The organism is Treponema denticola (assembly GCF_024181645.1).
Lineage (GTDB): Bacteria > Spirochaetota > Spirochaetia > Treponematales > Treponemataceae > Treponema_B > Treponema_B denticola_A.
In genome coordinates this window covers 965,448-978,391 of sequence record NZ_CP058624.1, presented here as the reverse complement: position 1 = coordinate 978,391, position 12,944 = coordinate 965,448, and the positions used below count along the sequence as shown (strand labels likewise).

At 29.1% G+C, this 12,944-nt stretch carries 13 protein-coding genes; all 13 read right to left on the bottom strand.

From position 1 onward, the window contains the following. Window positions 1-962 precede the first annotated feature (962 nt). Entirely contained in the window at window positions 963-1,466 is a 504-nt protein-coding gene (locus tag HO345_RS04585) for a YcxB family protein (RefSeq protein ID WP_253684234.1), read from the bottom strand. A 101-nt stretch (window positions 1,467-1,567) separates the two neighbouring features. Continuing rightward, a complete protein-coding gene (locus HO345_RS04580) occupies window positions 1,568-2,242 on the bottom strand; it encodes a hypothetical protein (protein WP_253684211.1) in 675 nt (224 codons plus the stop codon). A gap of 93 nt (window positions 2,243-2,335) precedes the next feature. Next, window positions 2,336-3,223 (bottom strand): carbon-nitrogen hydrolase family protein, encoded by an 888-nt coding sequence (locus HO345_RS04575; RefSeq protein WP_253684136.1) that lies wholly within the window; start codon window positions 3,221-3,223, stop codon window positions 2,336-2,338. 110 nt (window positions 3,224-3,333) lie between these two features. Beyond that, window positions 3,334-4,224, bottom strand: a complete 891-nt coding sequence (locus HO345_RS04570; RefSeq protein ID WP_253684209.1) for a hypothetical protein — start codon at window positions 4,222-4,224, stop codon at window positions 3,334-3,336. Between the two features lie 268 nt (window positions 4,225-4,492). After that, on the bottom strand, window positions 4,493-5,284 hold the full coding sequence (locus HO345_RS04565) for a hypothetical protein (RefSeq protein WP_253684207.1): 792 nt from the start codon (window positions 5,282-5,284) through the stop codon (window positions 4,493-4,495). 102 nt (window positions 5,285-5,386) lie between these two features. After that, window positions 5,387-5,710, bottom strand: coding sequence for a type II toxin-antitoxin system RelE family toxin (locus tag HO345_RS04560; protein ID WP_253684205.1), 324 nt, complete (start codon window positions 5,708-5,710; stop codon window positions 5,387-5,389). Next, window positions 5,698-5,970, bottom strand: coding sequence for a type II toxin-antitoxin system Phd/YefM family antitoxin (locus tag HO345_RS04555; RefSeq protein ID WP_253684203.1), 273 nt, complete (start codon window positions 5,968-5,970; stop codon window positions 5,698-5,700). Before HO345_RS04555 ends, HO345_RS04560 begins: the two co-directional genes overlap by 13 nt. A 161-nt stretch (window positions 5,971-6,131) precedes the next feature. Continuing rightward, window positions 6,132-6,494 (bottom strand): hypothetical protein, encoded by a 363-nt coding sequence (locus HO345_RS04550; RefSeq protein ID WP_253684202.1) that lies wholly within the window; start codon window positions 6,492-6,494, stop codon window positions 6,132-6,134. Between the two features lie 183 nt (window positions 6,495-6,677). After that, window positions 6,678-7,172, bottom strand: a complete 495-nt coding sequence (locus HO345_RS04545; RefSeq protein WP_253684200.1) for a hypothetical protein — start codon at window positions 7,170-7,172, stop codon at window positions 6,678-6,680. A 480-nt stretch (window positions 7,173-7,652) separates the two neighbouring features. After that, on the bottom strand, window positions 7,653-10,199 hold the full coding sequence (locus tag HO345_RS04540) for a hypothetical protein (protein WP_010957055.1): 2,547 nt from the start codon (window positions 10,197-10,199) through the stop codon (window positions 7,653-7,655). A 12-nt stretch (window positions 10,200-10,211) separates the two neighbouring features. After that, window positions 10,212-11,033: a viperin family antiviral radical SAM protein gene (locus tag HO345_RS04535; RefSeq protein ID WP_010957056.1), complete on the bottom strand. Its 822-nt coding sequence runs from the start codon at window positions 11,031-11,033 to the stop codon at window positions 10,212-10,214. A 335-nt stretch (window positions 11,034-11,368) separates the two neighbouring features. Then, entirely contained in the window at window positions 11,369-12,076 is a 708-nt protein-coding gene (locus tag HO345_RS04530; RefSeq protein WP_253684198.1) for a hypothetical protein, read from the bottom strand. A gap of 178 nt (window positions 12,077-12,254) precedes the next feature. Then, entirely contained in the window at window positions 12,255-12,944 is a 690-nt protein-coding gene (locus tag HO345_RS04525; RefSeq protein ID WP_253684196.1) for a hypothetical protein, read from the bottom strand.

Below are 12,944 nucleotides of genomic sequence, written 5' to 3'. Positions count from 1 at the left end.
AAGCTGCAAAACGTACCGGCGTCTAGCCGGCCGCTCTGTAAGAGCGGGTTTTGTCAGTCTTGAACTGCGTGTTAGACACTTTTATTTTATTTATATAACTTAATATTAACAATTACGCTTTTAATTTTACACTATTTTGCTTTTTATTACAATATTTAATAAATAAAAAACTTAAAATTTTAATATAAAGCTTTATTATTTTCATATCCAACTTTACATCACTTAAAGCATATATTAAAAATATTAATTTAACTATAATACTTTATTTTTCTTTAACAACTTAATTATTATAATCACCATGACCGTCCGAAGGACTTTTATTTTGTTGATTTCCTTAGCTAGTTTAAAATCCTTAGATAAAGCTTTAGTTTTCATTAACAAGTTAATTATTATAATTACCATGACCGTCCGAAGGACTTTTAACTCGTTGACTTCCTTAACAAGTTTTAAAATCCAAAGATTAAAGTTTTATTTTTCTTATACAAGTAGATATTATAATAAAACATAACTTTATTCAAAGAATCTAAGCTATTAATTTGGGTTTTATGCTTTAATTTATAAAAAATACATTCTATTTTTCAAAGTTACTGTTTATCGTGCCGTAAGGCATCGGTCTAACATTCGCTTAACCTGCATTTGCGGCTTGTCCGCAATGTCAGGTTGAAGCGGGTGTTATGGCAAAACTATTTCTTTTACAGGATTAGATTTCTCAATTCCTTTTTTCTTTAAGAAATATTCTGTACTATTTTGAAGCGCACGCTTCTATTATTATACTTTTTTCAAGCGGCGTAAAGCCCCGTTCTACCGCGACTTTACTCTAAAGTCCAATTTCATTTCAGAAAGCAAGCTCAACTTACTTTCTGAAATATATTTTTCCTTCTACAGCCGCTTCTTCGTTCAAGTTCGAAAGTTCTATTTCATAATTTCATTGAGCTTGAATTCGATTAAAAAATATTCACCAATTACTTTTTATTTTCAATCATGTATTTTTCTTTTATAAGCTTTTCTATTTTTTCCTCTTGTTCTTTTGATTCAAAAAAATGTCTAGGAATTACAATAGCTTTACGATTTGATATGTAAATTGCAATGACTCTTTTTGAGAAAAAGTAGCTTCTGAAATCTTCAATCTTATAATTATATGATCCTCGATCTGTTGCCCAATAAATACCTTCTTCTGAAAAAGTATAAGACATTTCTTTTTGTATCACAGAATCTGTTTTATATGAACGTTTTGTAAATACTTTGTAAATTATGAAATAAATCAATATAAGGACTATAAAAGGAAAGAATTCTATAATTGCTGTTAACATATTTGGAGCTTTTAATGCTGTTGATACACAATTAAAAATTATTAATGCAAAACATAAAATTAAAATGATCAATCTATGTTTTTTATAAATTAACGAAGCTAACAGAAAGTCTTTATAATCTGTAAAAGAAAGTCGCCCTTTAATCGTATATTCCATTTTTCCCTCCATAGCAGGCCAACGGCCTGTCACCATAACATTGTTTTAAACCGCAAACCGGCTCGACCGGTTTGTCGGCTTTGAAAACGATGTTATATGATTTATTTTATTAAATCATTTACATCAATAAAAATATCAATCATATACTTTTCTAGTTTATTCTTTTTAGGAATTCCTAAATAATGTTTTATTATAGTTAATGCACCTCTCCACTCATCAATACTTTTAGGACCAGCAACTGAATTATCATTAATAAAATAAATATTTACCAAATAAGCATTGATACCGTTTAGTACCCTTAAAAAATATAAATGTGCTATTCTATTTGCATATTGATAAAATGTTCCTGACCAATCTATTGTATTATTTATATTTAAATATTCCTTCAATTCAGAAAAAGAAGTCAAAATTTTAGACTTAGATTCTTTCCCCGCTACTGTTGGAGGAGATACAACTTCAGGCAGATTTGCTTTCGCTTCAACCAAAAATATTTTTTCATCATCTATTCCTAAGGCATCCCATTGAGGACCTCTCTTAGGCCAAAACTTTTCCAAAGGAGAGTTTATTTTTGATTCTATATCCAATATTCTAAGAAAATCTTCATCTCTATATTCCGCATACTGATCATCTTTTATTGGAGACTTCCAATTTATATTAATTTCCTTTTCTAAGACTTCTGATAATTTTTTGTCTAATATTTCTTTTCGATTATTGATTAATATTTGTATATCTTTTAGACTTCCATGTGAATCACAATCTTGTACGAATCTACCCATTTTTCATATCCCTAGCTGCCCGAAGGGCAGTCCATATAACATTCGCTTAACCTGCATTTGCGGCTCGTCCGCAATGTCAGGTTGAAGCGGGTGTTAGTTTGCTGATTTTCTATAATCTTTACGGATAAACGGCTCTTGTTTCTCTTCCGATAATAAAATCTCATATTTTGTCGGCTGCCGGTATGCGTTACCATGAACTTCTCTACTTCTATACTTTCTTAATTCCTCTATATTAAAAGTTGCGATATATATTCCTTCTTCCTCTCCGGCTTCTATTATTAATGTATCTCGTGAATATGGTTCATCAATTTTATAGGCAATACCGTCAAATGCTGTAGAATGACCATTACAATCGGGTTTTCCTTTTGGATAATTAACAGTTGCAATGCCAACCATATTTTCAAATGCTCTTGCTCTTAATTGTGAAATCCTATTAATTTCCATTGGACATGCATTCGGTACAAGTAGTATTTCTGCACCTTTGAGCATGAGTATTCGTGCACTCTCAGGAAATTCTCTATCATAACAAATCATTGAACCTATTTTTACACAACCGTGCTCTGTGTCTAATTCAGATACATAAAAATCATTACCGGGCATTAAATTTTTTTCATCTCCAAAAATACATGTATGTACTTTTGCATAGGTATATAGTTCTTTTCCAAATCTATCAAACAGACATATACTGTTTCTTGGTAATGGCTCATACTTTTCAAGAAATGTTATACCGATAGCCATTTGCAATTCTTTTGCTAAATCTGAGAATGAATGTATAAATGCATCATTTTTACTAATTGCTTTACTCTTTAATTCATTGACAGATTTAGGGATTTCGTAACCAATACTCCACATTTCAGGAAATAATGCTATATCTGCCCCCATATTTTTTGCCTTGCGACAAGCAGCTATACCGATATACACATTTTCAACAAGAGAGTTCCCCGGCGTTAATTGTAGTAAAGCTATGATAATTTTGCTCAATTGCGTATTCCTTATTGTATTAAATCTTGTCAAACTAACATTCGCTTAACCTGCATTTGCGGCTTGTCCGCAATGTCAGGTTGAAGCGGGTGTTAGGTTTTAATTTTAAATTACTTAAAACTGACTATTATAATATCGTTTTCCGCATCTCCTTTATATACAGTAAAACTCATCTCTTTTGTTGAGCCGACATATGTAGTATTGCCAATTCCCCACTCAACCTCACTGCCATCAATTGTTTCAACTTTTAACATTGTTCCTTCTAAAATTTTGCTGTTACTTGTTACATTTACAGTTGTCTCGTGGTTAGTACATTTTATTTTGCTTGCATCAAATTGAACTGTTATTTTTTCTTTATTTCTTTCACTATAAACTAATTCAATTTCATTAGAACTATTTGCATCTCTAATCTTAACACGATAGTTTAATGAATTAAAGTCGCTGAAATATGCTTCTCCCTTATCTTTTATTTCCCATACAGCAACTTTATCTGATGCTATATTTTTAGGAATAAAATGCAACCAATCTTGTTCAAGAACTTCAGAATTATTTCCAATTTCTGTACCCTTTTTTTCACATCTAACCTTAGTATCATCAAAAACTATTTTTAACTTTGCAGGCGACCTTAAGGTATAACTTACATTGATATTATTTCCATCTGCATCATCTTTTGAAATTTTATACCATGTGGTAGATGATGTAGCATTTCTTATTTTCTTACCAATAGTCCACTTATCAACAATCTGTCCAGTAGGAATATTTATCGCCTTAAATCTCACCTCAGTGCCTGTTGCTAATGTTGTACCGTTTGGGACATCTTTGTTTTGCATATCAGAGCACTTTATCTTTGTATTATCAAATTTTATTACGATATTTTCCGCCATCAGTGAATTTCCACCACCGCTATTATTCGGTTGCTGGCATCCGGTAAGTAACGCTATTGCACCAATTATTAAAATTAATGCTCCAATCATTGAAACTATTCTTTTTTGTTTCGTCATTCCTAACTCCTTTTTCTTGCAAATCTTTTTTGCAAGAATTTAAATATTTTTGGAGTCGAAATATGTTTCGATTGGGTTCGCACATTTTTTTGCGCGAAGCGTCAACCTAACATTCGCTTAACCTGCATTTGTGCCTTTGCCGACGCGCATAGCAGCGACAAAGTTGGCGCGAAAGTTGCATAAAAACGGGAGCCGTAGGCGACCGCCCAAGCAACTTTAGTGACAAAACAAATGTCAGCGTTGAAGCGGGTGTTATGTGATATTCTTTTTATGGATGAATGATATCCATATTTCCAAATCCAAAAATTAGCTCATTTTCTTTTATAACACAACATAACTCAAACTTTGTTATAAGACGAAATGATATTTCACCATTCTTGAATATTTTCCAATTAGAACTTTTCTTATAATCTTTTTGATATTGATTATATTCTTCATTTGAAATTTTCATTGTATAGTAACAAGGGAATCGTTCAATATTAATTGGAATTCCATTTGCATATTGTTGTTCAATAATCTCAATAGATTTATCTTTAATTTGAATGTTCGTTTCATGAGTAAAAAGCCATTTTATAAAATTTATATTTTTACAATCAGCAATATTCAATGTGTCCTGTGAATAATATTTACTATAAAAATTTGAATAATTATAACAATCATATATAATTCGCAATTCATTTAAAATATCACATCTATAGAATTTTCCAGACTTATATTCATACATCCAATAATTATTTTGAATTGCATATTTTTTTCCTGTCAGTAAATACTCAACTTTATATTCACCATCTATAATACAAACTTTTTCAGCATTATTTATAGAAATAGGTCTTGCCTTTTTAATTTTTCTATCCATCGATATTAAAGCATTATATAGGTCTTTATTTAAAATTGCTGAATCATCCTGCGATTTCGGAATCAATCCTTTATACAGTTGTAGAGTACTATTAGAATTATTTCCCAGTAAAATTAAAATATCCATCTCTTGTTTATCATTAGCAAAGATATTTTGCAATAAAAGTAGTAATATACATAACACACATATTCTTTTATTTATCATGTTCCTTTCCGAATTCCTGCCTGAAGGGCAGTCCACATAACTAACGCTTAACCTGCATTGCCGCAAAGGCAATGTCAGGTTGAAGCGGGTGTTAGATTTTCTTTACTGTGACTGTGGTAATAAACCAATTTTTAGATATTTTTTCATGAGTTCGTAAATATCATTTTTTTTGTCGCCATCTCGTCTTATTCCTACAGCTACAATAATAACCGCAATTTCACTCTCTTTAACTTGATAAATTATTCTATATCGTTGTCCAACAGAACGAATAGAACGATAATCCTGTAAATTACCTTTTAAAGGCTTTCCCACTTTTAGAGGATACTCTTTTAATACCTCAATCTTTTGCAGTACCTGCTGTTGAGATTTATTGTCTAGTTTAGCAATAAATTCGGCGGCAATTTGGGTTAATTTTATTGTATACACATTAGACCCGCCTTGAATGTGTCAAAATCTACAAGATTGTTTTCATTTATCTGCTTAATTCCAGTAGACAGGTCTTTTGCCAATTGTTCATCTGCAAGTATTTCCAAAGTTTCTTGAATACATTCATAGGTATCCCAACGAATCAAAGCAAATACTTCTTTTCCATGATTAGTAATGGAGATTGTATCATCATAATTCATCGTATTCTCAAGTGATGTGATTTTCTTTCTTGTTTCTGTTATGGTCATAGTTGAAATCATAAAATTCTCCCATCACTTATAATGTACATTATTTTGTACAAAATAGCAAGAGCAAATGGCAAACTTGCACGACAAGAGCATGAAGACTTTTAGACAAACTACAATAGGTATACTTATACCCGGAACATCTAAAATATACCTATTGTTTTATTGATAAAATACTATTTCTTATATTTTACAGCTAAACCTGACATTATATATGTCCGTTTATTATAAAATATTCCATAGCTCGCTTGTTCATAATCGAGTGATAAGTTAATAACATCATCTGCGCCAAATTCAGCCTTTGCTTTTTCATATAATTTGCTATATGCAGCACCGCCCCAAGAGAACAAGCCTAAGACATTATGTGCTATTCCCCTATACTCAACCCTACCTAATATCTCATACTGATTTTCTGCTAAGTTTACAGAAACACCATGATCTCGAATAGGGTTTACACTTGTACAGCTAACCATTAAATACAATGCACTAATCATTACAGCCAATGCACCAGTCATTGCAACTAATCTCTTTTGTTTCATCTTTCAACCATCCTTCTTGCAATGTCTTTTTTCATTGCAATTATTTTTATTTTTCGGTCGAAAGTCTGTTTCGTTTGGTTCCGCACCTGCCTGCCATAAGGCAGGTCAATCTAACATTCGCTTAACCTGCATTTGCGGCTTGTCCTTGTTGTCAGCGTTGAAGCGGGTGTTGGGTTTATTACATTATTTCTTTCCAATTTTAAAACAAATATCATAAAAATTATTTAGTTCATTTTGCCAGATATTTTTAGTTGCAAGTTTGTATTCATTTAAGAGAAATACATATCTTTCAGAACATATTTTATTTTCTAAATCTTTATTCGCTGAAAAATACACCTGTCCATTCCTTCTATTGATTCTTATAAAACTATTAACTCTTTTACATTTTTTAATAAAAAATAAAAATTTATTATTTTCTTCCACCAAGTCAAAATCATAAATATAAATAATGCAATTTTTTCCTTTTATATTCTTTATTTTTTCAGATATTTCATGTATTAACAATGAAAAATTATTATCCTTTATCCTCGAAAATATAAAAATATAGTTATGAATAATTTTGAAAACGAGTTTTTTCTTAACTTTGCTACCGACTATAAAATCATATTTTTCATTATTTTCTATATAACTATTTGGTATATATTCTTTTACAGATTCTAATATGATACTACTAAACATTAATTAGTTTGCCTCAATTCTAATAAATTAATTGCAATTTATGCCTGAACATACAATTAAGTACGGCATAACCCTTAAAACTATTCATCCCCTTCATACATTATTTTCTATTTTTTAAATACTTATATAGCCTTATAATGTCTCTAATAGTTATTCATCATCAGCCAATCAAGTTATCATTGAATTGACTGGTAAAATCCTAAGTAAGCTATTTTGTTTTCTAAGTATATTAAATATCAATTAATAAATAAATTTCAATAAATATGTTGCTAATTTTATTTAACCTCGCGCGAAGCGTCGACCCAACTACCGCTTAACCTGCATTCGCGGGCTTGACCCGCAATGTCAGGTTGAAGCGGGTGTTATGCGCCATTATAATATATAATTTTCAATCAATTTGTATATATGCAAATAAAACAAATAGTGTTAAATTTATACATTTCCTAAATATAGAGAGCCATCATACTATATTGTAATTTTCTACAATTTAGAAAATTCACCTGTTAAATAAATAAGATAAACAGCAATTTCAGCGTGATACATTTTGAAAAAATCGTACATTGTGAGGTTATGTTCAAAACCATTCTCATTACTGCCATTTGCTGCAAACATAATATTCAGTAGCCTTTCTAAACGCATCTCAAATAAATTTTCTCTTTGCTGAAAGGAATCAAAAGAGCTGCAATGTAATTTTTCAGGAGCATACGATAATTTCCTTGCAAAATCTTCGTTTGCTTTTTTTATTGCTTTTTCATCTGTTAAATTAAAAGTTGACTCTATTGTCTTTATGATATTTTCAGAATTGTCTCTAAAATCATTCAAATCGGAATCATGCTCATACAACCTAAACTCAGAAACTATCTGAACTAACCCCGCTGCCTTATAAAGTTTAGAAATAAACTCATTATAGATCCTCTTATTTTCCTGAAAGAGATAATAAATTATAAATGTTTGAGGATTTCTCTTAGGTTTTGGCGATGTCAGTGGATGTTTATAATAGTTTCTCTCTTTTTCTTCCAACAAATCGCATAAATTTTTCTCTATATCGCAAAAAACATATAAAAGATTTTTCCAATTAGATGTTTTCATTAAATTATCGACAGAGGTATGTCTAACATGATGTGTACTCATATTTCTATCTTTATAAAGGTATCTAGTTTTGAATCCAATTTTATTTGTTTCACGATAATCCGTTACAAATTCCTTATCTTTATCATATACTGTATCTGTCTCACAAATAAATTTGCAGATATAATCCCTCCGAAGCATAAACATATCTTGATTTGGGAAATACCTCTGAAATTCAACACTACAAAAAGGAAAAATTTGACTTATAAAATTGTTTAATTTGAAGCCTCTATCAATCAAACATATTTTCTCCTGATTTTTTTTAGCGTCATCTAAATTTGATTTATACCTTTCCAGAGGTAACTTTTTTCGTTGTATTTCTCTCAAATAATTAATCTGATCTTTCATAGCACTTTGTGCTTCTACTTCAGTTCTCGATAAATTATATAAAAGCATTAGTAAAGATACATTTGATTTTTCAGTATTTATCTTAAAATTATCAAAAGTATGAGTTGGATTTTCGAAACAAAACACTTCAGCAATATTATTGAATATTTCTTCTATCGTTTCTTTTTTTCTCCATGTATTTGAACTACATGCATTAAAAAAAGGGATTGTTAAAACTTGTATTTTATGAACTTCTTTTATATCTCCATTAAAATTAGTATTATCCTTCATACAATATGAAACATTTTCCCATACACAAAAGAAAAGTAACATATTCAGTAATTCATTATTATTAACATACTGTTTGTATTGCTTCCCATCAATTATGCTAAAATCTTTTGCTACCTCATAATGTAAAGCACGTAAATCATTTTCATATAATTCAAATAATTCATCATAGTCTTTATCTTTACCTTTATTTACATCATGAATAGATAATACCTCTGAAATTAAATTCCATTCGTATACCTCTAAGCTATTGATTTCCGGACTTTTCCTATCAGGAAAAACAAGATGAAATTGATCTAATGAAAACTCCTTACAGAGCATGTATAACATAATAACAAACCCGGGATGTTGCTCTAAGTTCTGAATATTATTTCTAGCTTGATCAAAAAGCTGTGGAGCAGACTCATATGCATTATCAGAATAATAATTTATAATTTTTTTGCCTTCCGGCATAAGATTATTAACATAATCAATCTGATCATTATCCCAGTCACTTAATTCAGTAATTACCGATTTATTTAAAAATACTTTTTCAAATAACCTAAGCAAAGTATAACTACGCTTATTTGCATCGAATAAGTAATAAAGATGAATCCAATCATAAACTTCATTGAAATGATGATTTCTCATAATAGCTGAAAAAGTTTCAGGATCACGTTGTTGTAAATCTTTTAATCTTGTTTCAATAACAACCCTATCTGTATAAAAGTATCTTTTAGATAAAGTTTCCTGTTCACAAAACTCATAAAAGAAGCCAAGGATATAATCACTAATTTGAATTTCTAATATATTTGTGCTTTGAGTATACCAAGCAGCAAAACTAATTATTGACCATAAAACAGGATCAAGATTAAAGATACAATATTCATCATTACAACGGTATATAAATCGAGTTAAGTAATATAAAGCAAAGCTATAATGCTCGGTATCATCGCAAAATGCAGTTTCTGCAAGAATCTTAAATGCATCCATTTCTTTTTTTGCATTACATTCATCATCTATCGAGAATTTAATTAAAAACTCTTTTAATTTCTTTTGATATTCAGTATTAGGGAGAATATATTGTATACATGCAGATATTTTTTCTTTAAGCTTTATTGTGTCTTTACCAAGACAAGCACCAATAGTTTGGGCTAAAACAAAAAAGTGAAACATATGCATGAAATTCTTTTCGTCGATTTTTTCCTCCAGCAAAATTGAATTTAACTTTTCCCAATAGTTGAGAACTTGCTTCTTATCTCTACCGTATAAAGATTTTACTATTTCTATAATTATTTTTTCCATTATATCCTCCTATTATGCATATCTGGCTCTATATTTATTCTCATCGACATAAACATTTTTTAATACCGACTTTAAATCATTTTCCAACAAAGAACCGCTTATACAACCAGATTTATTATCAAGAAAGCAAGCATCACTATTTAAGATATAATATGAGTTCAACATTAATTCATTATTCTCACTACATATTACCTCAGAAAACTTATGATGCCGTTGAACAAACTCTAAATAATCATCTTCCTCTATCAAGAAATCCGTATAATCTTGTTTTAATCTTCCGGCAGGTCTTAGAACCTGAAGTAATTTTATTCTATCAGGCATAACAGTTTCATAAAAATCATTAAAGTTTTCATCTAAATTTACTCTGCTTACAACTGTATTTATTTTTAATTTACAGCCTGCAAGTTTTATTTTTTTACACAGATCTATATAATCATCCCTAGATAAAACACTATTTTTCACAGACCTACCAATCAATACATTTGTATTTTCATTTAAAGAATCAATACTGATACCTATAATACTAAAATCAGTAAGAATTTCGTCAAAAGTTTCAGGTTTATGATATAAATTGAATCCATTTGTAACCATAGACACAATAAAACCATATTCTTTTGCTTTTTTTACAAGAGGAATAAGTTTGGATGAAACAGTCGGCTCACCACCAACAAAATTAATCCGATCAAAATGCCCTTTTAATTTTTCAAGAACACTTATGGATTCTTCAAGCGGAAGTTCCTTACAGCAAGAAACAAAACAGTATTTACATGACATATTACAACTATTAACAAAATGCCAATTCACTGTTCGCAAAAATTGTTTTGAATTATACATAAAAACTCCTTCTACTAAAAAAGAAAAGGCGTTTCCAGAATTCTTATGTATTTATAATATAATCATATAAAATCAAAATGTCAAGAAATCATTAAAAAAGTTTTGTATATTCAATATATAAAGTTCTATCTCTGCAGGTCTTATTATGTCTTCTGGGGTCATTACATTTGTTGTTAGTCTTTAAAATCTCTGTTGATTTAAATAAATCATTTAATATGGCAAAGAATATCGCATACTTTTCTTTCGTTTTCAGACTGCAAAGCTGTGCACATAACATTCGCTTAACCTGCATTTGCGGCTTGTCCGCAATGTCAGGTTGAAGCGGATGTTAGGCATTATTGTTTATATCCACTGAGCTCCATTATTTGGGATAAATACTTCCAATAATTTTCTGCACTTTTTTTATACTTTTTAATATTTCTCTCATCTAATTTATATTTAAATTTTTCATTAAAGAATAGATAGTTGAAAAAATGATATACAAGTTTTTCTTCTTCTTTTAGTTCCGAATATTCTATTTTTTCTAATAGTGATTTATCTTCTAAAAAAATATATTTCTGAATTCCAGGATCTAAATCCATACAATAATAATAAAATCTTTCATCAAATGTTGTAGGATCATTTTTCGTATTTCCCCAAACTAACCATGGCCATATATCAAGTAAAAACTTATTAATTGGTTGCTCATATTTTCCATAATTAAAAGAACCCCGATTCCAATCATTAGTAACTAAATCACCATTTTTATTGAAAACTGCCTCTTCACCAGTTTCTTTTGTATAGACTACATTGTCATTTTCATTTCTCATTTTATGAATATTATTTTCATAAGCAAATTTTAAAATATAATTTATTATAGATATATTTTCTTTTGAAATTTCTTTTGTAATATCTATATTTAATTCTTTTAATCCGTCTTCCAGATATTTTTTTAAATCAATTATATTTTTTGAATCTTTGAATACAGAAATAATATTTTTTTCTGCAAAGATATTTGAAATCAACAGTAACATTAATGTAATTAAAATAAATTTTTTTTTCATTTTCTCTCCTGCGCCGAAGGCGTCAGCCTAACTAACGCTTAACCTGCATTTGCGGCTTTGCCGACGCGTATAGCAAGGCAAAGTTGGCACGAAAGTTGCACAAAAAGGGAGCCGTAGGCGACCGTCCAAGCAACTTTCGTGCCAAAACAAATGTCAGCGTTGAAGCGGGTGTTAGGTTTTATTTTAGTCTATGCTTATTTTTGGGATACCATATTAAATTATCAAACATTTTTTTATATCCTGTAATTAAAAATGCTATTGATATATATAGAAAAGCACATAATAAAACAATTATAAAATATTTCATTATTTTATTCTGCATATTCATTAGCAAACTTAATAATTGACTACAAACAGATTCTTTATTTTTTAAACCAATAAATAAATCAAAAATAGTTAATATAACCATAGAAAAAACTATATTTGTTACTTTCACAACATTCTTTTCATCTCGATAATATTGTTCAATTCTCATTAATTTAAACTGATCTTGTTCTAATAATGCTTCCTTATATAATATATTTACATTTGTAAAATCTAATTTTGTTTTTTCTATATTTTTATTTTGTTTTAATGGTACTTTACTTAAAATAAAATGAATTAAATTATATATTTCTATTTTTGATATAGGAATAACAAATGAAACTATAAAACCAAAGCAAATTAAATAAATAATAAAAAATTTAACATTTTCTTCAATAAAAATAGAAGAAAAATCTATGATAAGAATTGATTTATTAAACAGTAATACGAAAAAAATATCTAACGACAAAATAAAATCTAATAGTATATAGAAATACTTTAATTCAAAGAATTTTTTTACTAAAAATAAATTATTTGCAATAATTTCCGGATTATCTTTTCTCAT

What these genes read in the sequence shown, in the direction of transcription:
- HO345_RS04535 (WP_010957056.1), bottom strand. Translation starts at nt 11,033, where the DNA reads ATGTATAATTCAAAACAATTTTTGCGAACAGTGAATTGGCATTTTGTT.
- HO345_RS04530 (WP_253684198.1), bottom strand. Translation starts at nt 12,076, where the DNA reads ATGAAAAAAAAATTTATTTTAATTACATTAATGTTACTGTTGATTTCA.
- HO345_RS04550 (WP_253684202.1), bottom strand. Translation starts at nt 6,494, where the DNA reads ATGAAACAAAAGAGATTAGTTGCAATGACTGGTGCATTGGCTGTAATG.
- HO345_RS04525 (WP_253684196.1), bottom strand. Translation starts at nt 12,944, where the DNA reads ATGAGAAAAGATAATCCGGAAATTATTGCAAATAATTTATTTTTAGTA.
- HO345_RS04570 (WP_253684209.1), bottom strand. Translation starts at nt 4,224, where the DNA reads ATGACGAAACAAAAAAGAATAGTTTCAATGATTGGAGCATTAATTTTA.
- HO345_RS04565 (WP_253684207.1), bottom strand. Translation starts at nt 5,284, where the DNA reads ATGATAAATAAAAGAATATGTGTGTTATGTATATTACTACTTTTATTG.
- HO345_RS04585 (WP_253684234.1), bottom strand. Translation starts at nt 1,466, where the DNA reads ATGGAATATACGATTAAAGGGCGACTTTCTTTTACAGATTATAAAGAC.
- HO345_RS04545 (WP_253684200.1), bottom strand. Translation starts at nt 7,172, where the DNA reads ATGTTTAGTAGTATCATATTAGAATCTGTAAAAGAATATATACCAAAT.
- HO345_RS04555 (WP_253684203.1), bottom strand. Translation starts at nt 5,970, where the DNA reads ATGATTTCAACTATGACCATAACAGAAACAAGAAAGAAAATCACATCA.
- HO345_RS04580 (WP_253684211.1), bottom strand. Translation starts at nt 2,242, where the DNA reads ATGGGTAGATTCGTACAAGATTGTGATTCACATGGAAGTCTAAAAGAT.
- HO345_RS04540 (WP_010957055.1), bottom strand. Translation starts at nt 10,199, where the DNA reads ATGGAAAAAATAATTATAGAAATAGTAAAATCTTTATACGGTAGAGAT.